Below are 24,020 nucleotides of genomic sequence, written 5' to 3'. Positions count from 1 at the left end.
TGGTGTGCACACGACCGCGCTGCGCGGATCCGGCTCGAACCGGCCGCCGTTGGTGCTGCTCGTCCCTGCCTGCGCGGCCGCTCTCCTCGCGCTGCTGCCGCTCGGGTATCTCGGGGTCCGCGCACTGGACAGAGGCGTCGGCTACGCCTGGGACGTCATCGCCGACGGGCGAACCGTCGTACTGCTGGCCCGTAGCCTCGGGCTCGCGGCCGTCGTCGTACTCGGCAGCCTCGTGCTCGGAGTCTCGCTCGCCCTGCTGATCGTCCGGACGGCAGTGCCTCGTGCGGGTCTTTGGTCCGTGCTTGCGACGTTGCCGCTGGCCGTGCCGAGCTACGTTGCGGCGTTCGCCTGGCTCAGCGCGGCGCCGGGGTTGGCCGGATTCACCGGGGCCGCGCTCGCGTTGACGCTGGTGAGTTTTCCGTACGTCTATCTGCCGGTCGCTGCCACCCTGCGCGGTATCGACCCCGCGCAGGAGGAGGCGGCGCGCTCGCTGGGACTTGGGCCGATGGCCGCGCTTTGGCGGGTCACGTTGCCGCAGTTGCGCCCGGCCGCTGCCGGTGGTGGGTTGCTTGTCGCGTTGTACGTCTTGTCCGACTTCGGCGCTGTCTCGCTGATGCGGTACGACACGTTCACCCGGGCGATCCATACGTCGTACCGGGCGAGCTTTGATCGGACGCCGGCCGCCGCCCTCAGCGTCGTACTGGTGGTGATGACCGTGGCGTTGGTCGCGGCCGAGGCTCGTTCGCGTGGCCGGGCAGGGCATGCGCGTAACGGCCGAGGCGCCGCACGGCCGGCTACTCCCGCTGCTCTCGGGCGGTGGCGCGTACCGGCGCTCGGGTGGCTGTGCGTTGTCACTGCCGCTGCTGTGGCGTTCCCGCTCGCGACGCTCGCGTATTGGCTGGCCGTGGGTAACTCCGCCACCTGGGACGGCGCCCGGCTTGCAGCCGCTGCGTGGACCACGCTTGGCGTCGCCGCGGCTGGCGCTGCGCTGACCACAGCACTCGCCCTGCCCGTTGGCGTGATCGCTGCGCGCTACCGCGGGAGGACGGCGCATCTGCTGGAGCAGGCCGCGTACGCCGGACACGCGCTTCCCGGCATCACTGTCGCCTTGTCGCTCGTCTTCTTCGCTGTGCGCTACGCGAGGCCGGTCTATCAGGAACTGCCGCTGCTGATCTGTGCGTACGCTGTGCTGTTCCTGCCGGTTGCAGTCGCGGCTACCCGTGCCGCGGTTCTGCAGGCGCCGCCGATTCTGGAGGATCTGGCCCGCTCTCTTGGCCGTACGCCACTGCGCGTACTGCGGGAGGTCACCGTGCGCCTGGCGGCACCAGGCGTCGCGGCTGGTGCGGCGCTGACGTTCGTCGTTTGCATGAAGGAACTCCCGGCGACGTTGCTCCTGCGCCCGACCGGGATGGATACGTTGGCCATTCGGCTTTGGACCGAGACGGGGACCGGCTCGTACGCCGCGGCCGCGCCGTATGCCGCCGCGCTGATCCTGCTCGCTGCCATCCCCTCGTACCTGCTCGGAAGGCATCGACCATGAACGACCTCCACATCGAGTCGCTCACCAAGTCCTACGCTGCCGGCGCGGCGGTGCTGACCGGGCTGGACCTCACGGTGCCCAGTGGCGCGCTCACCGCCGTCCTCGGGCCGTCCGGATGCGGCAAGACCACCTTGTTGCGGATCATCGCCGGGTTCCTGCGCGCCGACGCGGGCACGGTCAGCGTTGGCGGACGCGTTGTCAGCGGGCCTTCGGTCCAGGTGCCGCCGGAGCGCCGCCAGATCGGGATCGTGCCGCAGGAAGGTGCGTTGTTCCCGCACCTGAGCGTGGCGCGGAATGTGGCCTTCGGACTCAGCGACCTCGGCCGGGATGAGCGCGGGCGTCGTACGGGCGAGATGCTCGAACTGGTCGGTCTCGCGGATTTCGGCGACCGGATGCCGCATGAGCTTTCCGGCGGCCAGCAACAACGCATCGCGCTGGCCCGCGCACTCGCGCCTCGTCCGCAGGTCGTCCTGCTCGACGAGCCGTTCAACGCGTTGGACACGACTCTCCGAGCCGGGGTTCGGGCCGACGTACGCAACGCGCTCCGTGCCACTGGCGCGACCGCCGTGCTGGTCACGCATGACCAGCAGGAGGCGTTGTCGATGGCCGATTTCGTCGCCGTGGTTCGGGATGGCACCGTCGCGCAATCGGGCACACCGCAGGAGATCTACCACCAGCCGGCTGATCGCTGGGTGGCGGATTTCGTTGGCGATGCCGTACTGCTGCCGGCCAGGGCTGACGGTGCGGCTGCCCTGACCGCGCTCGGCTCTCTGCCGCTCGCGGCGGTCGATGGCCCGCGGTCGGGCAAGGTGTTGCTGCGGCCCGAGCAGTTGCGTCTGACGCCGGCTGGAAAGGCGTATGCCGAGGGCACGGTGATCGACGTGTGCTTCTACGGGCACGACGCGATGGTCAGCGTCCAGGTCGACGACCTCGACGGCGTGCTGAACGTCCGCATCGCCGGGCCCGTCGACGTACAGCCGGGCGAACGAACCGGCATCGAGATCAGCCCTGACCCCGCTGGGGCGGTCACTCTGCTCGACTGAGATCGGCCCGAGGCGCATGGTGGAGGTGTACGCCTAGTACTGAAGGAGGCGCCATGCGGTCACAAATCGCACCAGTCGTCGCCGGATATGACGGATCGCCCGTCAGCCGTGGAGCCCTGCATTGGGCCGCCGTCGAGGCGGTCAGCACGGGACTCCCGCTCCGAATCGTCGAGGTTTTCGAGCTGGTCATCACGACCCACCCGTCACCCGGGGCCGTCGTACCGCTCGAAGGCCTTCGCACTGCCCGCCAGAAGGGACTCGACGCGATCATCGAGGACCTCCGGCTGCATCACCCCGGCCTCGATGTGACCGGCGCGCTGCTGACCGGCACTCCCGCGGCGACGTTGATCGAGGAATCCGAGCACGCGCGGATGCTCGTTCTCGGCACTCGCGGCCTGGGTGCGCTGACCAGCCTGCTGCTCGGTTCGGTGAGCATCCAGGTGAGTGCGCATGCGCGCTGCCCGGTCGTCGTCGTACGGCCGGAGTCCCCCGCTCCCACGCCGGAACCGGTCATCCTCGTCGGCGTCGACGGGTCGAAGGTGTCCGCAGACGCGATCGACTTCGCCTTCGCCGAGGCCAGTGCCCGCCACGGTCGCATTGTCGCCGTACATGCCTGGACGAGTCCGGTCACCAGTCCCGAGGGCGAACCCACTCCGCTGCTCTTCGATCTGGACGAGATCGAGAAGGCCGCGCGGCTGCTCGTCGCCGAGTCGCTGGCCGGTGCGCGCGCCGACTACCCGGACGTCGACGTCGAGATCCGCCTCGTGATGGGCCGGCCCGACCGGATCCTGGTGGAGCAGGGCTATACCGCCGACCTGATCGTTGTCGGCTCGCGCGGTCGCGGTGGTTTCACCGGCCTGCTGGTCGGCTCGGTCGCACACGCCGTGCTCCACCACGCCGACCGGCCGGTCGCGCTGGTTCGCTGACCGGTCGGCTGGTCTTTCGTTAGTCTGTCGGGATGGATTTCGACACGGTGGACGCGCAGGTTCGGGAGCTTTCGGACGCGCTGCAGGGGGCTGACCCCGCGACCGTGGCCGGCGAGATGAGCCGGTTGCAGGAGCTCGCGGCGCTGATCCCGGACGAGCTGTGGCGGACGCGCGCGATGGCCCGGATCAACCGGCTGCCCGAGTTGATCTCCGGACCGGCGGCGGGGACCAGCGAGCAGTTCGAGCGCGCGGTGCAGGTGCATGGCCGGGCGATGAGCGCGCAGGGTTCTGCGGATCAGCGCATCGCCGTCGCCGAATCCGCGGTCCGGGAGATCGCCACGCTGGCCGGTCAGGCACCCGATCGGGAGTCGGGGACGATCCTGCGGATGAACTCGTCCCTTGCCCGGCTGATCGAGGAGTTACGGACCGAGAGCCAACGGGGCTGACTTGTCCAGCCAAAAGGGCCCGGAGCTCCCGAAGTCGTCGCCGGAGTACCAATGGGTGGCGAGCGTCATCCGGTCGGTGGAGCAGCGGACCGGATCACCTACTCGGTGGAACGGGCGGGTGTTCGAGGAGCAGAACCCGGACTACCTCGGCACGGCACACGCGGACGGCTCGATGACGGTGAACCGGGCCAAGGTGATCGAGCCGGTCAAGCTCGCCTACACCGCCGGCCGTCCGCTGACCTCCCAGGAGAACTACCGGGCCCGGGACGCGGCCGCGACGGTGACGCACGAGGCGGTCCACCTCTCCGGCCACTTCGGGGATCAGTCGGTTCCAGGCGCGCATCAGAGCCACGATGACCCGGCAAGAGCGCTCGAGGAGGGCCAGGCCGAGAACTGGACCCACCGCAACGTCGACAACGTCATCGCCGATGTCGGGCTCGACAAGGCGGCTCCCGGCGTACTGTCCGAGCCGACGTTCAACGCGTATCCGGCGTACACCCAGGCCTCGGCGAACCTGAACCGCGAACTTGCCGCCCGGACGGGGCAGACCAGTGATCAGGTCGGCAACCAGCTGATCGGCACCGAGCGAACGCAGCGCTGGAACGTCGCCGCCGATATGGTCATCGACCAGCGACTGTCCGGCCTGATGCCCGAGAGCCACCGCGACACCGTTCGCGCGCAGGTCGCCGCTCCGTTGCGCGACGAGTTCGCCGCCCTGCCCGCGGTGAGCGCGGACCCGAACCTGACCAGCGCCCAGAAGGCGACCTTGTCCGCCGACGCGGCGGACCGTGGCCTGGCCAGCATGGACCAGGAAGTCGGGCGGATCGAGCAGCACTACCACAACCAGTACCAACAACTCGCCGCCCAACAACAGCAAGTCGGTCCACAGCAGACCGCCCAACAACAGGCCGGCCCTCAGCAACAGGCGGGCCAACAGACGGCTGGGCAAGGGGCTCAGGGCGGGAACGCGGCAGTTTCGCCTGATGTGGCGAAGCTTCGAGCCATGATGAACGGCGGCCAGGCTCCCGCCGCAGGCGCCGTCAACCCGACCGCCGGCCAAGCCGACGGCGCCCGTCCAAACCGCGGCGGCCAAACCCCCGGCCAACAGGTCACCCGCCCCCAGGCCGGCCCCAAACAACCAACCGGCCCGGAGCGTGGCTGACCATGGACCAGGAATCAGCGGGACGAGCTGACGAGACGCGGGATCGGTGGCAGCGGAAGGACTGGTGGGGCGTCGTACTCGATGCACCGGATGTCGACGAACTCGCGCAGTTCTATTCGAAGCTGCGCGGTTGGCCGATCTGGAAGCAGGACGAGAACGACGCGGCGCTGGACCTGGGCGAAGGCGTCGCGTACCTCGCCATCCAGCGCAACCCCGACTACGTACGACCTGTTTGGCCGGCCCAACCCGGCAGCCAGCAAATGATGCTGCACCTCGACTTCGAAGTCACAGACCTGGAAGGCGAAACGGCCCGAGCAGTTGCTCTAGGCGCCGAATTACCGGACCACCAACCCCAAGACGACGTCCGAGTCCTCCTGGACCCCGCAGGCCACCCCTTCTGCCTCTACACGTGATGCCCTACGCCTGGCTGGCCGAGTCGAACACGCTGACGAGCAGATCGTAGGTCTCAGGTGCAGCCGCGTCGGTGGTGGAAAGCGACACGGTGGCCTGCCGAGTGGCGTCAGCTGAGTGATAGCTCCAGGTGCGGTAGCCGAAGATCCCACCGCTGTGACCCCAGACGACCAAGTTCGGCAGATTCAACCGGCTGATGCCCAGGCCCCCGAGGTGGAAGGCTTCGTCCGTAGGCACGGTCGTCTGCAGTGCTCGGAGTTCCTCTGGTCGGAGCAGCTCGCCGGTCAGGAGCGCGGCGTAGAAGCGGTTGAGGTCCGCCGCCGTCGAGACGATCTCGCCCGCGGCCCACGCTTGCGACGGGTTGAACTCGGCCATGTCCACCAGTACGCCGTCCACTGCCAGGTAGCCGTGAGCGTGCGGTTCCGGCAGCGTCACGTCGTCTCCCGGCACGAAAGTCTGTTGCAGATCGAGTGGGCTCAGGATGCGGTCGTGGACCTCAGTGTCGTACGTCCGGCCAGTGGCGGCTTCTATAACCAACCCCAGCAGGATGTAGTTGGTGTTGGAGTACGAACGCGTTGCCCCCGGCTCGAACGAGGGACCGCGTTCAGTGGCCATACCGACTGCGCGCGACGGATCCCAGTGCACGAATCGCTCCCGGACAATCCCGGCGGCATCAGGCAGATCGGCGGTGTAGTTGTAGAGCCCGCTCGTGTGGTTCAGGAGCTGGCGAAGCGTGATCCCATCGCCGGCGGGCACCACACCGGGCAGCCAACGGTCCAGCTTGTCGTCCAGACTCAGCATGCCCTCGCCCGCCAGTTGCAGTACGACGGTCGCGGTGAAGGTCTTGGTCACACTGCCAATACGGAACGAGCCTGCGGGATCGACCGGCTTCGCGGTGCCGAGCTCCGCCACTCCACTTGCGCCGCGCCACGTCCCGTGATCGTCGCGGTAGTGCATGAGCACTCCAGCCGCGCCTGCGGCAACCAGTGAGTCGAGGACTTCCTGCAGGCGTTGCTCCCAGAGTGGCATCCGCACACTCTGCCCTAGCCGACGGCCGACTTGGTTAAGGGGTAATGCCACTACCTGGCACGACGGGTCCTCCCCGGATCGCTACGACCGGGCTTTGATGGGGAGAGAGTCCGATGAATCGATGGAAGGAACCTGATGCGGGTAACCGTGATGTACGGCGCTGGCGATGTGCGGGTGGAGAACGTCCCCGACGCGAAGCTGAGCGAGCCTACCGACGCCGTGGTGCGGGTCCTGCGCTCGTGTATCTGCGGCAGCGATCTGTGGCCATACGCCTCCATGCCCGCCTCCGAAAAGGGCAGGCGGATGGGCCACGAGTTCCTGGGCGTCGTGGAGGATATCGGCTCGGCGGTGTCCGGGCTGAAGTCCGGTGACGTCGTGGTCGCGCCGTTCGTGTGGGCGGACAACACCTGCGACTTCTGCTCAGAAGGTCTGCAGACTGACTCTGTCCGACGTGTTCTGCACCGGCCACCACGGCGCGGTGACGTCGCGGGTCACGCCGGGCAAATCGGTGACGGTTGTCGGCGACGGCGCGGTCGGGCTGTCCGCCGTACTGGCTGCTAAACGCCTTGGCGCCGAGCGGATCATCCTGCTGGGCCGCCACACCGTACGCACCGACCTCGGTCGTGACTTCGGCGCCACCGACGTGGTCGCCGAACGCGGTGACGAGGCCGTCGAGCGGGTCCGCGAGTTGACCGGCGGCGACGGTACGCACGCGGTCGTGGAATGCGTAGGCACCGAGCAGTCGCTGAAGACGGCTCTCGGCGTGGTCCGCGACGGCGGCGTGGTGAGCCGGCTCGGCGTATCGCAGTACACCGACGTCCCGATGGGATTCGGCACGCTCATGCGCAACATCACCCTCACCGGTGGCGCCGCGCCCGCTCGCGCGTACATCGAGGAGCTCCTGCCGGACATCCTCGACGGCACGATCCAGCCCGGCCGGGTCTTCGACAGCACCATCAGCCTCGATGACGTGCCCAACGGCTACCAGGCCATGGCCGACCGCAAGGCCCTCAAGGTCCTCGTCCGCGCCTGACGGCCGCGAGAGAATCGGAGTATGGACGGTGAAGCACATCAAACTGGGCAATCTGGACGTCGCTCGCATCGGTTTGGGCACCATGGGGATGTCGTTCGCCTACACCGGAGCAGGCAGCGACGACGTCGTACTGGCGACCAAGTTCGGCATGGTGTCGCATGCCGAGGGCGGGCCCGGCAATCTCGACAGCAGCCCGGCCAACATCCGTACGGCGGTCGAAGGCTCGCTCACCCGGCTGGGCACGGACCACATCGACCTCTACTACCAGCACCGCGTCGACCCGAACACACCCATCGAGGACACCATCGGCGCCGTGGCGGAACTAGTTGCCGAGGGCAAGGTTCGCCACATCGGGCTGTCCGAGGCCGGGGTGAGCACCATCCGCCGGGCCCACGCCGTACACCCGATCACCGCACTGCAGTCGGAGTACTCCCTGTGGACCCGTGACCCCGAGGCCGCGGTGCTGCCGCTCCTGCGCGAGCTGGGGATCGGCTTCGTCGCCTACTCGCCGCTCGGCCACGGCTTCCTCACCGGGCAGATCCGCTCGACGGACCACTTCGACGCTGACGATTTCCGCGCGACGAATCCACGCTTCACCGGTACGAACTTCCAGCAGAACCTGAGCATCGCCGACGAGGTCGAGGCCATCGCCGCCGAGGTCGGCGCCACCGCGGCGCAGGTCTCCCTGGCCTGGCTTCTTGCCCAGGGCAACGACATCGCGCCGATTCCCGGTACGAAGCGGGTCTCGCGGGTGGAGGAGAACATCGCGGCCGAGGGGATCGAGTTGACCGGCGACCAACTCGGCAAGCCCAACGACCTCACTCCCCCGGCCTGCGACCACCACAACGAACACCAAATGCGGATGATCGACCGCTAGTAGTTACGTCACTTCGGCATCCGCTGCAGGGTCGCGACTTCACGCGTCTGGGCGGTTTCGATCTTCTTGGCCAACGCGACCGCTGCCTCGTTCTTGCCGGTGGTGCGTTGGGTCTTCGCCATGGTGATCGCGCCCTTGTGATGCTTGATCATCATCCGCGTCCACAGCCGGTCGAACTCAGGCCCGTCGGTCCGGCCGAGCGCCGACATCTCGTCCTCGGTCAGCTTCCCCGGCAGCGGCGTCCCGTGGCTCCCGTGACCGGTGGCAGGAAGGGGCTTTCCCCACGCCTTCAGCCAACCGGACATCAGCTGGATCTCCCGCGTTTGACCGGCCTTGATCGCCATGGCGAGCTTCTTAACCGCCGGCGTAGTCGCACGCCTCGCGGCCATATTCGCCAGCTGCACCGCCTGCTGCTGGTGCGCGATCAAATGGCTCGCAAACTCAACATCCGCCTCATTGAACTGCCCCTGCGAGACGGCCGACCCACTCGGCCCCCCACCCGCCACCGAGCCGTCCCCAGCCTCACCCCCACACCCAGCCACCCCAATCGCCACGGCGACGACCAGGGCGGCAACTCGTTTGCGGTTCTTCACTTATGAGTCCTCGCTGTAGCCCGCGGCGTGACACGACCCGATCCGGACATGCCCCGATGCTAGAGCACGACAAGTTTGGGAGGCACGTCTGTCTTGTCGTCCTGTTTCGATCGGGCGCTAAGTGGTACTGGGATTGAAGAGGGTTGTTGCCGGGCACATCGTCAGCCCGGCAGGGCTTTGACGCGGTTTGGCTGGCAGGGACGAAGCGGGCGGGCAGAGATGGATCAAGGTGAGGACCGCGGTGAGGAACCGCTGGACGGCCGATACCGGTTGGAGCGGCCGCTCGGCGGATCCAACCGGAGCTGGCAGGCTAGGGATGAGCTCCTCAACCGGCCCGTCGCCATCCACTTTCTCCCGACATCACGAGCGGAAGCCCGTCGGCAGTCCGACGCCGTTCGCAGATTGAGCCGGCTCACCGACGACCGGCTTGTCGAGGTGCTGGATCTCGTCCCCGAGGCAGGGTTCATCGCGACGGAATGGGTGACGGGCAGGAGCCTCGCCGAACTGGACGAACGTGGCCTGCTGACCACCGACACGGCGGTAGAACTCATTGCCGAGGCCGCGGAAGCACTCGCGACCGCGCACGCCGCCGGCCTCTACCACGGCCGCATCGAAGGCGGGTCGATCGTCTGGAGTGATTCGGGAGTCGTGAAGCTCCTCGGCCTCTGTCTGCGAACCTCCGCCGGAGTCGCCACGACCGGCCAGCTGGCCCACCACGACACCAGAGCGTTGCGCCGCATACTCGACGCGGCCCTGGCGAGTACCCGAAGCAGCCGTCGCCTTCAGCGGGTCGTACGGCGGCCGTGCAACGCGGCAGTGGAATTAGCCGAGGCACTCGCGCCTTTCCGTCCGGACGAATCGCCCCTGCGGCAGCAGCTGGTCTCGGCAGAACCGGCAAACGCCCCACTGCAGCTGACCGCTCGTCGTACCCGGGAAGTGATGGACACCCATATCGTCACCGTCTCCGAGGACACACCCGCCAACGAGCTCTCGGCGATCCTCGCCCGCTCGCACTGCGCCGTCGTCCCCGTTGTTGATGCGGCAGGCCACGTCACCGGCCTCGTCTCCGCCTCCGACCTAGCCCGCTGGGAAGCGGACGCCACTGCGGCTGACCTGCAAGTCAGCTGACCCGCGTTGCCACTAGGGAGCCGGACGCGCGGCCATGGGCCAGATCGGCCAACGCCCGATCGACCTGCCCGAACGGTACGACGGTGGTGTGAGCGACGACCGGCAGTCGGCTCGTCAGCCGGAAGAGGTTCTCACCGTCGCTTCGAGTGTTCGCCGTGACGCTGCGCAGATCGCGCTCGCGGAAGAGGTCGCGGTCGTAGTTCAACGTCGGGACATCGCTGAGGTGGATCCCCGCCACCGCGACGGTCCCGCCAGGCTTCAGCGCTTGCAGGGCGAGCGGCACGAGCTCGCCCGCCGGCGCGAAGACGATCGCCGAGTCCAGCTGTACGGGCGGAGTGTCCTGCGCAGCACCGACGTAGGCGACCGCGAGCTCCCGGGCCAGCCGCTGGTTGGCCTCGCCACGCGTCATCACGTAGACCTCGGCTCCCTGGGCGGCTGCCAGTTGTGCGGTCAGATGCGCGCTCGAGCCGAAGCCGTACAGCCCGAGGCGTCCGCCTGGCGGGAGGTTGGAGCGCACCAGGGCGCGGTAGCCGATGATGCCCGCGCAGAGCAACGGAGCGAGCGCCTCGGGAGCCTGGTCGCCGGGCAATCGGTAGGCGTAGTCCTGCGGCACAACGGCGTACTCGGCGAAGCCGCCGTCGGCATCCCATCCCGTGTACGTCGACCGCGGGCAAAGGTTCTCCGCTCCGCGCCGGCAGAACTCGCAGCTCCCGCAGGTGCCGCGCAACCAGGCGATCCCGACCCGCTCACCCAACGCGAACCGCTCCGCACCCGGCCCAAGCGCGACCACCTCCCCCACCACCTGATGGCCGGGTACGACTCCGGGTCGGCGTGGCGCCAGGTCGCCTTCGCATAGGTGCAGGTCCGTCCGGCAGACACCGCAGGCGAGCACGCTGACAAGCACCTCGCCGGCCCCCGCCTCCGGCACCGCCCGCTGGACCAGCCGCAACGGCCTCCCGTCAATCGGCCCAGGCCGCTCCACCGCCCACGCCGCCATCCGCTCACTCATCCCCCGACCATCTCAGAAACAGCGGACGCGCACGTCCACACGACGACCCAATTTCGGCAAAGCGGGCCATTTCGGGGCCTCGCGTGGACGTGCACGTCCGCATGGCCGTCCGCCGAGGCCCCGGCGCGGTCTGACTCGTCTGCCGCATCGCCGTACCTGACCGAAGCCAGCCCAGGACAAGACCTTCGCCACCGTCACGCTGCTGGTCGGCTGCCACCACCGCTCAGGGGCGGGGCGCCGTCCGGCGGCTCGCGATGGCTTCGATGTTCTTGGTCGCCGCGTCCACCAACAGATGGGACAGGTTCGCCAAGGCCCGCGCCGCGGCCAGCTCATCACCGATCTCGGCGACCTCGACGTCCCGGGGATGCCGATGGGCTTCTCCGTGGCCGACCAGATGGGTCGGGTCGTTGGTCTGCAACCGTGCCTCAGCCCGCGTGAATCGCTGGTCTTCGTGCTCGTCGATGAAGATGTCGACCTTCCACTGTCTTGTCGCCGTCATCGCACTCACCTTCTCGAAGGAGATTCCGCTCTTCTCATCCTGACCCCTTCGAGTCCCGTTGGGGAGGGACTTACGATCTGCGGGCAGGGCACTTTTGCCCAAGTCCGGGGATGGGCGTGGTCAGGGGCGGATGACGGCGAGTGTCTCGCGGGCGATCTGCCATTCCTCGTTGGTGGGGATGACGAGTACGGCCACGGAGCTGTCGTCGGTCGAGACGGAACGGGCAGTGCTGGAGGGCGCGGTGTTGCGGTCGGGGTCGACCTGGATGCCGAGCCGATCGAGACCTTGGAGCGACGCCGCGCGGACCTCGGCGGAGTGCTCCCCCACGCCTGCTGTGAAGACGATCGCGTCCACCCTGCCCAGGACGGCGTAGTACGCGCCGACGTACTTCTTGATCCGGTAGCAGTACACCTCAAACGCCAGTTGTGCCCGCTCATCGCCGGCCGCCTGCCGACGGGACAGCTCGCGGAAGTCGTTGTCGCCGGTCAGGCCCTTCAACCCAGAGTCATGGTTCAGGGCGTGATCGATCTTGTCGACCGACCATCCGAGCTCCCTCACCAGGTGCGTCTGGATGGCCGGGTCCAGGTCGCCGGACCGTGTCCCCATCACCAGACCTTCCAGCGGCGTCAGGCCCATCGACGTGTCCACTGACTCACCACCTCGTACGGCGGTCGCGGAACACCCGTTGCCGAGATGCAGCACGATCAGGTTCACGTCGGCCGGATCGTGCCCGAGCAGCCGGGCCGCCTGCCCCGAGACGAACGCGTGCGACGTGCCGTGGAAGCCGTACCGGCGAATCCCGTACTCCTCCAGCCACTCCGACGGCACGGCGTAGGTGTACGCGTGTGGCGGAAGAGTCTGGTGGAAAGCCGTGTCGAAAACCGCGACGTGCGGCAAGTCCGGAAAGAGCCGCCGCGCGACCTCGATCCCCTCGAGATTCGCCGGATTGTGCAACGGCGCCAGCGGCACCAGATCGGTGACCTCGGCAACCAACGCGTCATCCACGAGGACCGGCGCCGCGAAGCGCGAACCCCCATGCACCACGCGATGACCGACGGCCGCGATGTCGACGTCGTCGAGCGAGGGCCCGTACGTCCCGAACGCGTCGATCGCCGCCCGCAGCGCATCCTCGTGCATGGCGATCGACAGCTCGCCATTGGACTCGCCGTCCGGCCCGCGGTGCACTTGGTGCCCCTGCGACTCACCGATGCGCTCGACGAGACCGCTCGCCACCGCCTCCCCCGAGACGCCGTCAACGAGGCTGTACTTCAGAGAGGACGACCCCGCATTGATCACTAGAACGTAGTCGCTCATCGCCTCTCCCCCTGCTGAGCCTGGATCGCCGTGATCGCGACCGTGTTCACGATGTCGCGTACGGTCGCGCCGCGCGACAGGTCGTTGACCGGTTTCCGCAGACCCTGCAGGACCGGACCGACCGCGACGGCGTTGGCTGAGCGCTGCACCGCCTTGTACGTGTTGTTGCCGGTATTGAGGTCGGGAAAGATGAAGACCGTCGCCCGGCCGGCCACCGGTGATCCCGGCAGTTTCGTCCTCGCGACGGCACTGTCGATCGCGGCGTCGTACTGGATCGGCCCCTCGACGAGCAGCTGTGGCGCACGTTCACGGACGATCGCGGTCGCCTCCGACACCTTCTGTACGTCGGTCCCGGTGCCGGACGAACCGGTCGAGTACGACAACATCGCGACCCGCGGTTCGACGCCGAAGGCCAGCGCCGTCGCCGCCGAGGAGATCGCGATATCGGCCAGTTGCTCGGCGGTCGGGTCGGGGTTGACCGCGCAATCGCCGTACACCAGGACCTGGTGCTGCAGGCACATGAAGAATACCGACGAGACCACGGACACGTCCGGCACCGTCTTGACCACCTCGAGCGCCGGCCGGATCGTGTGCGCGGTGGTGTGGACGGCACCCGACACCATGCCGTCGGCCAGTCCGAGCTGGACCATCATCGTGCCGAAGTACGAGACGTCCTTGACCAACTCCCGGGCCCGGTCGAGATCGACGCCACGATGCTGGCGCAACCGGTGGTACTCCGCGGCGAACCGCTCCGCCAACTCGTCATCGTCCGGGTTGATGATCCGTGCCGCGGCGACGTCCACGCCGATGGCGGCCGCCTTCGCACTGATCGCGATCGGGTCGCCCAGCAACGTGAGCTCCGCAACCCCACGACGCAGCAGCATGTCGGCGGCCCGAAGGATCCGCTCCTCCTCGCCCTCCGGCAACACGATGTGCTTGCGGTCGGCAACGGCCCGGTCGAGCAGCTGGTGCTCGAACATCAACGGGGTGACCGCCGTACTGCGCGCCACCGCGAGCTGATCCAGCAGCGCGCGGCCGTCGACGTACCGGTCGAACAATGCGAGCGCCGTGTCCACCTTGCGCGGCGATTCCTTGGTCAGCCGCCCTCGTACGGCGGTGAGCGCGGCCGAAGTCGCCTGCGTGCCGAGATCGGTCTCGACGACCGGCAAGGTGACGCCGAGCCCCTCAATCAGCCGTTGCACCTGGGCCGGCAGGGTGAAGCCACCGTTGAGCACGATCGCCGAGATCTGCGGGAAGGTCCGCGAGGCGTGCGCCATCAGCACACCGAGCACCACCTCGGGTCGGTCCCCGGCAGTGACGACGGCCGCGCCCTCGAACAGCCGGTCGAGCACATTCGGGATGGTCATCGCCGCGACCATCAGGCCGGTCACCTCCCGCGACAGCAGCTGCGGGTCGCCGCTGAGCAGCCGGCCGTCGATCGGGCCCAGCAGGTCGGCGACCGACGGCTGGCTCAGCAGCGGCTCCTCCGGCAGCGCGAACGCCGGTACGTCCACCGACTTCAACGCGGCCACGGCCGACTCGAGCTCGTCTTTGCCGACCCGGTTCGCGATCACGGCGAACAGTGATCCGTGGTTCGCCTGCAACTCGGCGACGGCCATGTCGGTGATCGCCCGCAAGTCTTGTGGCGTCCGGGCGAAACCGTTCAGCACGAGCAACACCGGAGCGCCGAGGTTCGCCGCGATCTTCGCGTTGTAGGAGAACTCCGTCGGCGTGCCGATATCGGTGTAGTCGCTGCCGACGACGAGTACGGCGTCGACCCGGTCCGCCACGGCGTGGTACCGACGTACGATCTCGTCGAGCGCGGCCTCGGGATCCGCGTGCACCTGGTCGTACGACACCCCGACACAGTCGTCGTACGCCAGCGGGACGGCGTCGTGCGCCGTGAGCAGGTCCAGCACGTAGTCCCGGCCGCCGTGGCCGGCCAAGTCGGCGCGCACGATCGGCCGGAACACCCCCACCCGCTCCACTCGCCGGGACAACTGCTGGAGTAGCCCGAGAGCGACCGTCGACTTGCCGGTATAGCCCTCCACCGAAGCGACGTAAACGCTGTTACCCATAACCGAACCCTAACCAGGTCCGCAGGACACTCGTGCGGTCCGGCCGAGTAGGTTTCGGAACATGCGATTCGACCGCTACACCGTGATCATGTTGACGTTGCGGCCGGACGCGCCCGACATGACGGACGACCAGGCGGCCGAGCTCCAGGACCGGCACCTGGCGTACGGCGCCGCCCTGCAGGATCGCGGCCTGGTCCTGGCTCGCGGCCCACTCATGGACCAGGACGACGAGCGCTTCCGCGGCTTCTCCATCTGGTCGGTGGACCAAGCGACCGCCCGAGCTCACGCCGAAGGCGACCCGGCCGTGCGGGCCGGCCGCCTGGACGTCAACGTCATGACCTGGATGATGCCCGCCGGCAACCTCCACTTCACCCAGGTACGTGCGCCCCGGTCCATCGCCGAAGCAACAACCGACTGAACTGTTGGTTGCTCTCTGGAAGCCGTGGACTATGAAGTTATGGACAGGGCGCTGATCCACGACGAGCTAGAGCGTGCCCGGAATGACTTCCGCCAGTTGGTGGCGGGAGCCGACAAAGCCAGTCTGCGCCGGCCGTCCAACGGCACCCGTTGGAACAATCGGCAACTGCTCTTCCACATGCTGCTGGGGTACCTGATCATCCGGGCCCTGCTAACGCTGGTTCGCGTCTTCGGCCGGCTGCCTCGCGTCTTCAGCCGCGTCTTCGCGCGACTACTGAATGCCGGGACAAAGCCGTTCGATGCCGTGAACTTCCTCGGCTCCTACTTCGGCGGCAACACCCTGACTCCGAACCGCATGACGGTGATGTTCGACCACGTCATCGCCAAACTGCATCAGCGGCTCGACGCCGAGACCGACGCGGACCTCGAACGCGGCATGCACTACCCGACTCGCTGGGACCCGTTCTTCAAGGACTACATGACGCTGGCCGACGTCTACCACTTCCCCACCCAGCACTACGACTTCCACCGCCGCCAACTCACCCTGACGGACTAGACCTGGAGTTCGCCGACGAGTTTCTCGACGCGACCGCGGATCTCGTCGCGCACCTGACGTACGACCTCGATCGACTGTCCTGCGGGGTCGGTGAGCTCCCAGTCTTCGTACCGCTTGCCAGGAAAGATCGGGCACGCGTCCCCGCAGCCCATCGTGACGATGACGTCGCTAGTGCGAGCGGTGTCGTACTCGAGTAGTTGCGGGATGGCGCCCGTGATGTCGATACCGACCTCCCGCATCGCCTCGACGGCGGTCGGGTTGATCTGGTCACGAGGCGCGGAGCCGGCGGACCGGACCTCGACGGCGTCGCCGGCCAGGTGCCGCAGCCATCCGGCGGCCATCTGGGACCGGCCGGCGTTGTGCACGCAGACGAACAGGACGACAGGCTTGCTCACTTGGCTACTCCAGAACTTGTGGTGTCAGTGTGTGGGGTGACGATCTCGCCGGCGGCCCGCCCGGCCTCGGGGTACAGCACGGCGAGCAATCCGACGCCGACGACGGCACCGACCAGTTGCGCAACGATGAACCCAGGCAGGGATCCGGGCGCAATCCCGGCGAAGGTGTCGCTGAAAGCACGGCCGATACTCACCGCCGGGTTGGCGAACGACGTCGACGAGGTGAACCAGTACGCCGATCCGATATAGGCGCCCACGGCAACAGGTGCGAGCGCGGCACGTCCGGACCAGGCCAGCGCGAAGATCAGTACGACGAGTCCCGCAGTCGCGACCACCTCGCCCAACCACAAGTGGCCGGAGCTGCGCTCAGTGGTCGACCACGACACGGCCGCCTCGTCGTACATCAGATTGGCGAGCACAGCGCCCGCCACGCCACCAACAATCTGTGCAGGGATGTACGCCGCCAGGTCGCGCAGCGTCAGCCCAGTGCCGCTCCGATGCCCAAGCCACCAGTCGACGGCTGAGACCACAGGGTTGAAGTGTGCGCCCGACACAGGTCCCAACATCAGGATCAGTACGGCGAGCCCGAGCGCCGTCGCGAACGCGTTCTCCAGCAATTGCAGGCCGACGTCATTGGGCGACAGCGCCGAGGCGGCAATCCCTGAGCCGACCACGACGGTGACCAGCAAGCCCGTACCGACGGCCTCGGCGACCACCCGTCGCCACAGCGGCGCGATGCTGCTCACTGGCGGCCCAGGTGAGCAGCGGGGACGGACAGTTCGTCGAGGAGTACGCGGACGCGGCGCTCGATCTCGTCACGCACCGGCCGGACGTGCTCCACGTCCTGGCCTTCGGGGTCGTCGAGGACCCAGTTCTCGTACCGCTTGCCGGGGAAGATCGGGCAGGCGTCGCCGCAGCCCATCGTTACGACCACGTCGGCGGCCCGGACGACCTCGTCGGTCCACGGTTTCGGGTACTCCGTGGAGATGTCGATACCGCGTTCGGCCATCGCGGCGACCGCGGACGGGTTGACCTCGACGCCAGGCTCGGACCCGCCGGACCACGCGATCGCCGCCTCACCGGCCAGGTGCTCGAAGAATCCGAGTGCCATCTGGCTGCGGCCGGCGTTGTGCACGCAAAGGAACAGTACGACCGGACGGCCGTCGTCGTGGTGCCCCTCAACCCTGGCGAGCGCGGTCAGACGCTGCCGGGCGAACCGCTCGGCCAGCAGGGGAAGGAAGTTGGGCACGGTGCTGCCGCTGGCGAACTGGTCGTAACTGGAGTGGAGGAACCGTTCGATCGTCTCCGTGCCGTAGATGCCGGCGAATTCCTCACCAAGCCTCCTCGCCGCCGTACGCAGGGCGAGTTGCTGGTCGATGGACAAGTCTTCTCGGTGGTGCCCGGCGAGTTCGGTCATGGTCGACTCCTGGATGTATCAGTCGCCTCAGTCGGCGTGGCGCCTTCAGTCGGCCCGGTCGCCTCGGTCGGCGTGGTCGCCTCGGTCGGCTGAAGCGCGGGCGCCAACCGGTCGATCCGGTCGGCGATCTCGCTGTAGGCGGCCTCGAAGGCCGCATCGGTGTCAGTGGCCGCCGGATCCGGCACCGACCAGTGCAGCCGCGGCCGCGCGCCGGCCGGAAGATGCTCGTACGCGATGTCGCACACCGCGATGACCAGGTCGTCGCGCTCCACGACGTCGCTCACTTGGCTCGTACGCCAGCCGCTGGGATCCAACCCGTGCTTGCGCGCGACCCGCACTGCTCGCGGGTGCGGCTTGGCCGCGGGCTGCGTGCCGGCGGAGAGGGCGGGAATGTGACTGCGCCGCGACCAGATCGAAGCGGCCAACTGGGAACGAGCCGAGTTCTGCGTACACACGAACACCACCCGAGGAGCCGCGGTCAACGACGGCGCGACAACGGACGCCAAGACCTCGGTCACCAACTGCACATAGGTCCGGCGCCGATCCCCTTCGGACCGCGACCGCACGACCAGCCCGGCATCCTCCAGCACCTTCAAGTGATGGGCGACGAGATTGGTCGGCATCTCCAACACCAGCCCGAGCTCGCCCGGCGCCGCATCCCCCGCCACCAGCGTGTCCACAATCGCCAAGCGCGCCGGATCACCGAGCGCCGCATGAATCCGCGCCCGCTCAACCAAGGAGATTCGCTCAATACTCATTGACTCAATGATCACTGAGTCAATAGGCCGATGTCAATCCACGCCTTGGAATCCCGTGGGGAGCTCGTGCGGGCCGCCGAGTCAGGCTGGCCAGCGGGTGTTGGCGGGCGGCACCTTCAGCGACAGTTAGCCCTCCGGGCCGGCCCCGTCGCCGGGGGCCAATCTGACCGGCGCCTGCCGAAAGCCGGGTGCGATCCGCAACATGGGCGCAGGGGCGGGAGCCCCAACACCCAAGGGCACCCTCGCACCGCGGCTCTCGACGTTGCTGATCTCGTCGGCCAGCTGCCGCAGCCCCGCCGAGAGTTGCACCAGCGGCGTCGGGTCGGTCGGGCTGGTGGGGCCCGAGGCGCCCAGCACGAGGGCCTGCGCCAGTGCCTGCTGGTCCTTATTCGCGAAGCGGTAGCCCACCGCTGCGTCGATACGCGCCATCAGGTCATTGGTGTAATGGTCGTCCACGGCGTTGGACACCGACTCGATCGCGTCGGCGACGAGCGCGAGCGAGGTGCGCAGCCGGATCCAGCGGTGGTTCTCCCACGAGACCGCCCTGGGTGTCGACTCGGCCTGGTCCAACCGCTCGAGCTCCTCGACGGGGAGTGGCTCCCCTGGCGGGGTCGTGTAGTACGCCCACAGCCGCTCACCCGCGCACCTTCCACGCTCACTGAGCCGCGCGAGCGTCTCGGACGGCATGGCCAGGTTCATCCCACCTTCTTCATCGGTGTGCGAGATATGCACAATCCGGTCCCGGTAGCCGGGAACCCGCGTCTGGGTGTTGTCCACCCAGTTCTGCATAGTCCGCATGATCGTCCACAGGAACGAGCCGACGCTCCGTAGGCCCTTCCCGTCCGGCCACTGCGCCCACCACTCGAGGATGCCGCCGACGTTGGTGCGTGGCATCCAGACGTTCCGACGCTCGTCGTCGCTAATCGGATGGCACTCGTGGAGCGGGCGCAGGTTGATCCCGAAGGTCGGTCGCGACGGCAGCAGAGTGTCGAAGAACGAGATGGGGAAGTTGGAGGCGATGCCCCCGTCGGAGAACCAGCTCCGTTCGTAGGTCTCCTCGCGGCATTCGAGCTTCGAGCGGTCCACGCTGTACATCGGCACCGCCGAAAGGAGCAGGGGAAAGCTCAGGCTCATCCGCGTCGCAACGACCACGGGGAGCTGCTCGGCCGGCGGCAGCGGCACCAGCCCGGTCGCGGTCCTCGGCCCCGGAGCATGGGTGACGAGGTGGTCGACGACCCGCTGCGGGAAGTGCAGGCGGAACTCGTCCTCGTTGAAGTAGAACCTGCTGCCCAGGTCGTGCGGCAGCCGGTACGGGCGGCACTCGGTGATGTTGGTCGTCATCATCTCGAGGTTCACCTCGGCCTTCCGGAGGTCGCCGAAGGTGAGAAGTTCCCCCGGTGTGCCAGCCAGTTCGTCGATCTGGTCGGTTAGCCAGTCGGAAAGCGAGGCCCCGCCGTCATACGCCTGGGATCCCGCCACGATGCCGTAGTGATTCTTCTCAAGAGCCTGCCCAGCCGTCAGGAGCACGGCTGCCACCGCCCCGAGGCCCAGCCCCAGGGCAGCGAGGAGGAGGGCCACCACCGCGCCGACCCAAGCTAGAGGCGACTCCACGCCGCCCACCAGCAGGGCGACGACGAGGAACAGTCCCGGAAGCGCCGTGAGGACGGGCAGCCACCAGCATGACGACACGAGGCCAGAGCCGACTACGGCGACCACCTTCCGGAGCAGCGTTGCGCCGGGCGCCACCATCCGTACCAGGAGGCTATGCAGGCGCCGGGTAGTCCCAGGAGGGCGGAACAGCCCGAGGAGGTGCTCGTCGCCGCCAAGCCAGCGCGGTAGCTGGGCCAGCCCGTCGAAGCCGCTGCCCGGCTGGTCCGATGTCCGGCCGACCTCTGCGGCGGCGGCCGCGGCCGCCGCGATGGCACCGGCCGAGGTCCCGCCGACGTTGCGCATCCGGTAGCGCGTCGCCAGCTCGCAGACGGCAAGCGGGTAGAGGACGCCGCTGGTGATGCCACCCTTCATGACGATGTCGCACTCCCGGAGTCCTGGATCCAGATAGGTCTCTCGGCTCGACAGCTCCGTCATCCTGGCGGTCTGGTCCTGCGTTCCTGACGTCGCCATCGGCCACGCCTCCCTGTTTCGTCCGTGTGCCTACAGACCTCGCTCAGCCTTGAAGTCCGTGATCATCGCCTCGGCGACCGCCGAGTACGGCGTCTCCGGGGCCGCCTTCGCCTCCATCTCGCGGAGGTTCCGGGCCAGCCGTTCGCGGAACTCCGCCACCAGCGCCTCACGCTGCTTCTTCGGGAGGCCTGGCATCGACTCGAACCTCGCGATGTCGTTCATCGTGTCGATGACGTGCGCGATGGCGGCGCGCGTCGCGAGGGCGGCCGTTGACCGGGCGTCAACGAGGTCGCGGCGCTGCAGGGCCACGACGTTGATGGTCGTCCGGCCACGCGCACTGTCCTTGCCGGCCACCTCGGTGGGCCGCACGCCCCCGTCGGCCAGGAACTCGAGGTGCTCGGCCGGATTGTCCACCGTCGGGTCGAGCAGCAGAGCCTTCTCCCGGGCGACACCCTTCGCGGCACTGCCGCGGACCGATCCAGTTGCCAAGGGAAACTGGTTGGCCTTGCCTGCGGTCATCCGCCCTTCGAGCCCCACGATCTCCTGGATCCGGGCCCGGTTGCAGTCGGCGCAGGAGGGCAGCAGGTTGCTCCACTCCATGGCCAGCCACCAGTAGCCCGGCTTGTGCTGCTTGCCCCTGTCAATGTACGCCGCCTTGGGTCGGTAGTGCTCAACGTCGTCGGGCATCACCGGTGCGTAAAAGCTCTCGCAGTAGGCACACTTGCGGTGGAACATCGCCCGCATCGCGGCCCGAACGTCCGGGCGCTTGTACGCCTTGAACTCGAACGACCCGCCCGCCGTGCGCTTGAAGAACTCCTTCGCGGCCGCGAGCTCCATTCCCCCGGCCGAGGCCGGGCCGTCGAGGCTCGGCGGGGTCACCGCACGCTCGACGCGGCGCATGCTCAGCGGCTCCTCTTCGCGAAGCGTTCCGGGGACTCCGAGGCCCACACCTCGGCGAGCATGGCCACCGCCGCATCGTTGTCCTGGCGCACGGAGGCCGGCTCCTCCCGCTCCTGACGCGTCGCCAGCCAACGGTCGGCCGCCTCGAACACAAGCCGCTCGCGGGTGGTGTCGCCCATCGTGCGCAACCCATCCAGCTGGTCCTTGAGCTCGTCGATCCGCCGCCCCTGGGCCTGGCTCGGACGGCGCAGCGCCAGCAGCCGGTAGTACTCGTCGAAGGCGGCCTCGAGCTGGGGGTCGACGGTCGACCTAAGCCCGAACAGCTCCGAGGTCAGCAGCTGGTCCGCCCGGAGTCCCGCAATCGGCGGGAGGTCCTGTCGTACGACGACCGTCGCCGCGGCGTCCTGGCGCCGCTCGACGAGCGCGACCTCTCCCTCGCCGAGTCCGCGAAGACAAAGGGGGTCGTGGGTGGTGACCAGGAACTGCACGCGCGGGAACACGGCCCGCAGACTCTCCACGATCCGCATCCGCCAGCGTGGGTGCAGGTGCGCGCCCAGCTCGTCCAGCAGGACGATGCCCTCGGCCGCCGCCATGTCACCCCACCGGCTGAGCAGCACAGCCATCATGTCGCAGGCCGCCGCCACGACGGACTGGTATCCGTCGCTCATCCGCGCCAGGGGGACGACAGCGCCGAGCGTTCGGCATCGGACCTCCCCTGCGCTCCGGAAGCGCAGCAGGGCGTCGGTCCCCTCGAGCCCGAGGAGCACCCGGAGCGCGCGGGCGGCGGCCTCGAACTGCTTGTCGTCCAGGCTCAGCAACCACCCGTTGGCGTCGGCCATCGGGACGAACGGGTCGAATAGGTTGTCCACGTCGGCGATGTCGTCGGTCGCGGGCACCGACGGCTGCGTGGGTCCATGGCTCGCACCTGGAAGGAGCCGTGTGGCGCCGTACCCGAGAACCAAGACCTTCGGGTCCGTGCTGCCCCCGAAGCGCGTGTCGCCGCGCCGCGCGGTCAGGACGCAGGGCTCCGCGATGCCGGTGAGCCACACCTTCACCTCCGCGCTCCGCGCGCCGTTGCGGATGAACGCGTCCGGGCGCAGCTGGAGCCGGTCGCGGCTGCGCTGGCCCAGCAGCGCGAGGGCGACGCCTTGGAGGAGGGAGGACTTCGCCGCGCCGTTCTCGCCTAGGAAGGTCAGCCATGGGGCGCGTTCCGTTGTACTGCCGGGGACGTCGACGCGGACGTGCCGCACGGCTTTCCAGTTCCTGACCTCGATGGCGTGGATGTACTTCGTGGTGGCGAAGTACGTCGGGTTCGCCGTCGGGTCGTCTAGCGAATAGTCGCTCTGCGCCATCGCGGCCTGGGACTCGGCGGCGACGGCCGCGAACTGCTGCGCATCGGTGACCTTGCGCATCCGCACCCCGCTGACCACCACGTGCTTCCCCGCGTCGACGACCGAGGCGGGCTTGTCGGACTGCTGCTCGGCCAGCCGACGGATGGCGTGCCGACGGGCGCCGGCGTACGGCTGCTCGGGCGCCACAGCGTCATCGACCGCACCGATTTCCCACTCCTGGATAGCGCGAGCCACCGCCTCCCGCCGGGCCTCGACGAGCTCGGCCCGGTTGAGCGAGAAGCAGTCGATGGTGGCGCGGCCCTCCGAAGTATCGGTACTGACCAACCCGTCGTCGGTGAACAGCAGGTGCGAGTCGGGGTCGTCCACAAACGGGTCGAGCAGCAGCGCATGTTCGCCCGCGGCGAGGTCGGGCCACTGCGTCCCGACCGGACAGCGAGGGCCGTCGACAGGGAACCGCCGCCCCTTCGAGCGGTTGCAGTTGGGGCACGAGATGTGCAGGTTGTTCCATTCCATGGTCAGCCACGCGTAGTGCGGAAGGCTTGAGAACCCGGACGAGTCGACGGCACTGCTGGATGGCCGGAACCACTCGACATCCGCAGGGACCGCCACCAGCGCTGACTCGCAGAACGCGCACTTCCGGTGCTGAGCGGCAAGCAGTGCATCGCGGATCGCCGGGGCCTGGACGATGCGGCGATCGGGCGTGAACGCCAACTGCTGGACCAGCTTGGACTTCGAGGCGGCGGCGCGCTCCTGCGCCTGCGCCCACTCCTCCGCGTTCGCCCGGGTGCGCTCGGCGGCCGCGGTCAGGAGCGGAGCCGGGATCCTCATGGGACGCTCGAGCTTGATCACCTTCTGCCACCCCCGCACAGCGTCGGCTCAGCTACTCTCAGGTTTCACCCAAGCCGGAACGCCGTCAAGCACACCGCAGCTGAGTTTTGAAAGCCCGGGGTGGCGGCAGGTATCGACGGGTTACGGCCAGCGAACGTTCGTCCGTTGTAGCGGTCTCCTCGTGTAAC

Annotated in this window: 25 protein-coding genes; 12 read left to right on the top strand and 13 right to left on the bottom strand. The window is 68.3% G+C overall.

Translation table 11 applies throughout. The features are described from left to right. Positions 1-4: 4 nt before the first annotated feature. Genes OG394_RS06320 through OG394_RS06295 form a run of 6 tightly spaced genes read left to right on the top strand, consistent with a single transcriptional unit; the run spans position 5 to position 5,530 of the window. Entirely contained in the window at positions 5-1,540 is a 1,536-nt protein-coding gene (locus tag OG394_RS06320; protein ID WP_328993979.1) for an ABC transporter permease, read from the top strand. Beyond that, the gene (locus OG394_RS06315) at positions 1,537-2,583 is read left to right on the top strand and encodes an ABC transporter ATP-binding protein (protein WP_328993978.1); all 1,047 of its coding nucleotides are present in this window, start codon (positions 1,537-1,539) and stop codon (positions 2,581-2,583) included. Before OG394_RS06320 ends, OG394_RS06315 begins: the two co-directional genes overlap by 4 nt. A 53-nt stretch (positions 2,584-2,636) precedes the next feature. Then, a complete protein-coding gene (locus tag OG394_RS06310) occupies positions 2,637-3,509 on the top strand; it encodes a universal stress protein (RefSeq protein ID WP_328993976.1) in 873 nt (290 codons plus the stop codon). 32 nt (positions 3,510-3,541) lie between these two features. Beyond that, the gene (locus OG394_RS06305) at positions 3,542-3,955 is read left to right on the top strand and encodes a hypothetical protein (protein WP_328993975.1); all 414 of its coding nucleotides are present in this window, start codon (positions 3,542-3,544) and stop codon (positions 3,953-3,955) included. A gap of 1 nt (position 3,956) precedes the next feature. Beyond that, positions 3,957-5,117 (top strand): hypothetical protein, encoded by a 1,161-nt coding sequence (locus OG394_RS06300; RefSeq protein WP_328993974.1) that lies wholly within the window; start codon positions 3,957-3,959, stop codon positions 5,115-5,117. Positions 5,118-5,119: 2 nt separating this feature from the next. Further along, positions 5,120-5,530, top strand: a complete 411-nt coding sequence (locus OG394_RS06295; RefSeq protein ID WP_328993973.1) for a VOC family protein — start codon at positions 5,120-5,122, stop codon at positions 5,528-5,530. Positions 5,531-5,534: 4 nt separating this feature from the next. On the opposite strand, the gene OG394_RS06290 is transcribed toward OG394_RS06295, so the two are convergent. Beyond that, on the bottom strand, positions 5,535-6,557 hold the full coding sequence (locus OG394_RS06290; protein ID WP_328993971.1) for a serine hydrolase domain-containing protein: 1,023 nt from the start codon (positions 6,555-6,557) through the stop codon (positions 5,535-5,537). Between the two features lie 135 nt (positions 6,558-6,692). On the opposite strand from OG394_RS06290, the gene OG394_RS06285 reads away from it, so the two are divergent. Genes OG394_RS06285 through OG394_RS06275 form a run of 3 tightly spaced genes read left to right on the top strand, consistent with a single transcriptional unit; the run spans position 6,693 to position 8,467 of the window. Next, on the top strand, positions 6,693-7,118 hold the full coding sequence (locus tag OG394_RS06285; protein WP_328993969.1) for an alcohol dehydrogenase catalytic domain-containing protein: 426 nt from the start codon (positions 6,693-6,695) through the stop codon (positions 7,116-7,118). After that, positions 7,036-7,590 (top strand): zinc-binding dehydrogenase, encoded by a 555-nt coding sequence (locus OG394_RS06280; protein WP_328993968.1) that lies wholly within the window; start codon positions 7,036-7,038, stop codon positions 7,588-7,590. The genes OG394_RS06285 and OG394_RS06280 overlap by 83 nt, the downstream gene beginning before the upstream one ends. Before the next feature lie 28 nt (positions 7,591-7,618). Further along, on the top strand, positions 7,619-8,467 hold the full coding sequence (locus OG394_RS06275) for an aldo/keto reductase (RefSeq protein WP_328993967.1): 849 nt from the start codon (positions 7,619-7,621) through the stop codon (positions 8,465-8,467). 8 nt (positions 8,468-8,475) lie between these two features. Here the strand turns inward: OG394_RS06275 and OG394_RS06270 are convergent, their stop codons facing one another. After that, entirely contained in the window at positions 8,476-9,060 is a 585-nt protein-coding gene (locus OG394_RS06270; RefSeq protein ID WP_328993965.1) for a DUF305 domain-containing protein, read from the bottom strand. Positions 9,061-9,279: 219 nt separating this feature from the next. Here OG394_RS06270 and OG394_RS06265 point away from each other — a divergent pair, with 219 nt between their 5' ends. After that, complete coding sequence (locus OG394_RS06265; RefSeq protein ID WP_328993964.1) at positions 9,280-10,188, top strand: CBS domain-containing protein; 909 nt, start codon at positions 9,280-9,282, stop codon at positions 10,186-10,188. Here the strand turns inward: OG394_RS06265 and OG394_RS06260 are convergent. From OG394_RS06260 to pta, 4 genes are all read right to left on the bottom strand, one after another. Continuing rightward, positions 10,181-11,197: a zinc-dependent alcohol dehydrogenase family protein gene (locus OG394_RS06260; protein WP_328993963.1), complete on the bottom strand. Its 1,017-nt coding sequence runs from the start codon at positions 11,195-11,197 to the stop codon at positions 10,181-10,183. The two genes, OG394_RS06265 and OG394_RS06260, sit on opposite strands and share 8 nt — an antisense overlap. Before the next feature lie 223 nt (positions 11,198-11,420). Then, positions 11,421-11,696 (bottom strand): dsRBD fold-containing protein, encoded by a 276-nt coding sequence (locus OG394_RS06255; RefSeq protein ID WP_328993962.1) that lies wholly within the window; start codon positions 11,694-11,696, stop codon positions 11,421-11,423. Positions 11,697-11,816: 120 nt separating this feature from the next. Further along, a complete protein-coding gene (locus tag OG394_RS06250) occupies positions 11,817-13,010 on the bottom strand; it encodes an acetate/propionate family kinase (RefSeq protein WP_328993961.1) in 1,194 nt (397 codons plus the stop codon). Continuing rightward, entirely contained in the window at positions 13,007-15,088 is a 2,082-nt protein-coding gene (pta, locus tag OG394_RS06245; RefSeq protein WP_328993960.1) for a phosphate acetyltransferase, read from the bottom strand. The genes OG394_RS06250 and pta overlap by 4 nt, the downstream gene beginning before the upstream one ends. A gap of 61 nt (positions 15,089-15,149) precedes the next feature. Between pta and OG394_RS06240 the strand changes: the two genes are divergently transcribed. Further along, a complete protein-coding gene (locus tag OG394_RS06240; protein WP_328993959.1) occupies positions 15,150-15,506 on the top strand; it encodes a YciI family protein in 357 nt (118 codons plus the stop codon). Positions 15,507-15,545: 39 nt separating this feature from the next. Further along, entirely contained in the window at positions 15,546-16,061 is a 516-nt protein-coding gene (locus tag OG394_RS06235) for a DinB family protein (protein WP_328993958.1), read from the top strand. On the opposite strand, the gene OG394_RS06230 is transcribed toward OG394_RS06235, so the two are convergent. The 7 genes from OG394_RS06230 to OG394_RS06200 all read right to left on the bottom strand — a co-directional run bounded on the left by OG394_RS06230 (position 16,058) and on the right by OG394_RS06200 (position 23,832). Continuing rightward, positions 16,058-16,456, bottom strand: a complete 399-nt coding sequence (locus OG394_RS06230) for an arsenate reductase ArsC (RefSeq protein ID WP_328993957.1) — start codon at positions 16,454-16,456, stop codon at positions 16,058-16,060. The two genes, OG394_RS06235 and OG394_RS06230, sit on opposite strands and share 4 nt — an antisense overlap. Continuing rightward, positions 16,453-17,202 (bottom strand): MIP/aquaporin family protein, encoded by a 750-nt coding sequence (locus OG394_RS06225; protein ID WP_328993956.1) that lies wholly within the window; start codon positions 17,200-17,202, stop codon positions 16,453-16,455. The genes OG394_RS06230 and OG394_RS06225 overlap by 4 nt, the downstream gene beginning before the upstream one ends. Further along, positions 17,199-17,873, bottom strand: coding sequence for an arsenate reductase ArsC (locus tag OG394_RS06220; RefSeq protein ID WP_328993955.1), 675 nt, complete (start codon positions 17,871-17,873; stop codon positions 17,199-17,201). Before OG394_RS06220 ends, OG394_RS06225 begins: the two co-directional genes overlap by 4 nt. Further along, positions 17,870-18,631 (bottom strand): arsenate reductase/protein-tyrosine-phosphatase family protein, encoded by a 762-nt coding sequence (locus OG394_RS06215; RefSeq protein ID WP_328993954.1) that lies wholly within the window; start codon positions 18,629-18,631, stop codon positions 17,870-17,872. The genes OG394_RS06220 and OG394_RS06215 overlap by 4 nt, the downstream gene beginning before the upstream one ends. A gap of 126 nt (positions 18,632-18,757) precedes the next feature. Continuing rightward, on the bottom strand, positions 18,758-20,752 hold the full coding sequence (locus tag OG394_RS06210) for a hypothetical protein (RefSeq protein ID WP_328993953.1): 1,995 nt from the start codon (positions 20,750-20,752) through the stop codon (positions 18,758-18,760). Between the two features lie 30 nt (positions 20,753-20,782). Then, complete coding sequence (locus OG394_RS06205) at positions 20,783-21,652, bottom strand: hypothetical protein (RefSeq protein ID WP_328993952.1); 870 nt, start codon at positions 21,650-21,652, stop codon at positions 20,783-20,785. A 2-nt stretch (positions 21,653-21,654) separates the two neighbouring features. Beyond that, positions 21,655-23,832, bottom strand: coding sequence for an AAA family ATPase (locus OG394_RS06200; RefSeq protein ID WP_328993951.1), 2,178 nt, complete (start codon positions 23,830-23,832; stop codon positions 21,655-21,657). Between the last annotated feature and the right edge of the window lie 188 nt (positions 23,833-24,020).

It is taken from the genome of Kribbella sp. NBC_01245 (assembly GCF_036226525.1).
GTDB lineage: Bacteria > Actinomycetota > Actinomycetes > Propionibacteriales > Kribbellaceae > Kribbella.
Note: the sequence above shows the minus strand (reverse complement) of the source record. Positions and strands in the feature narration are given on the sequence as shown.

Excerpts from the sequence above, each read along its gene's own strand:
- OG394_RS06255 (WP_328993962.1), bottom strand. The coding sequence starts at position 11,696 with ATGACGGCGACAAGACAGTGGAAGGTCGACATCTTCATCGACGAGCAC.
- OG394_RS06310 (WP_328993976.1), top strand. The coding sequence starts at position 2,637 with ATGCGGTCACAAATCGCACCAGTCGTCGCCGGATATGACGGATCGCCC.
- OG394_RS06285 (WP_328993969.1), top strand. The coding sequence starts at position 6,693 with ATGCGGGTAACCGTGATGTACGGCGCTGGCGATGTGCGGGTGGAGAAC.
- OG394_RS06260 (WP_328993963.1), bottom strand. The coding sequence starts at position 11,197 with ATGAGTGAGCGGATGGCGGCGTGGGCGGTGGAGCGGCCTGGGCCGATT.
- pta (WP_328993960.1), bottom strand. The coding sequence starts at position 15,088 with ATGGGTAACAGCGTTTACGTCGCTTCGGTGGAGGGCTATACCGGCAAG.
- OG394_RS06265 (WP_328993964.1), top strand. The coding sequence starts at position 9,280 with ATGGATCAAGGTGAGGACCGCGGTGAGGAACCGCTGGACGGCCGATAC.
- OG394_RS06295 (WP_328993973.1), top strand. The coding sequence starts at position 5,120 with ATGGACCAGGAATCAGCGGGACGAGCTGACGAGACGCGGGATCGGTGG.
- OG394_RS06315 (WP_328993978.1), top strand. The coding sequence starts at position 1,537 with ATGAACGACCTCCACATCGAGTCGCTCACCAAGTCCTACGCTGCCGGC.
- OG394_RS06250 (WP_328993961.1), bottom strand. The coding sequence starts at position 13,010 with ATGAGCGACTACGTTCTAGTGATCAATGCGGGGTCGTCCTCTCTGAAG.
- OG394_RS06235 (WP_328993958.1), top strand. The coding sequence starts at position 15,546 with ATGGACAGGGCGCTGATCCACGACGAGCTAGAGCGTGCCCGGAATGAC.
- OG394_RS06220 (WP_328993955.1), bottom strand. The coding sequence starts at position 17,873 with ATGACCGAACTCGCCGGGCACCACCGAGAAGACTTGTCCATCGACCAG.
- OG394_RS06290 (WP_328993971.1), bottom strand. The coding sequence starts at position 6,557 with ATGCCACTCTGGGAGCAACGCCTGCAGGAAGTCCTCGACTCACTGGTT.
- OG394_RS06240 (WP_328993959.1), top strand. The coding sequence starts at position 15,150 with ATGCGATTCGACCGCTACACCGTGATCATGTTGACGTTGCGGCCGGAC.
- OG394_RS06210 (WP_328993953.1), bottom strand. The coding sequence starts at position 20,752 with ATGGCGACGTCAGGAACGCAGGACCAGACCGCCAGGATGACGGAGCTG.
- OG394_RS06205 (WP_328993952.1), bottom strand. The coding sequence starts at position 21,652 with ATGCGCCGCGTCGAGCGTGCGGTGACCCCGCCGAGCCTCGACGGCCCG.
- OG394_RS06200 (WP_328993951.1), bottom strand. The coding sequence starts at position 23,832 with ATGAGGATCCCGGCTCCGCTCCTGACCGCGGCCGCCGAGCGCACCCGG.
- OG394_RS06215 (WP_328993954.1), bottom strand. The coding sequence starts at position 18,631 with ATGAGTATTGAGCGAATCTCCTTGGTTGAGCGGGCGCGGATTCATGCG.
- OG394_RS06305 (WP_328993975.1), top strand. The coding sequence starts at position 3,542 with ATGGATTTCGACACGGTGGACGCGCAGGTTCGGGAGCTTTCGGACGCG.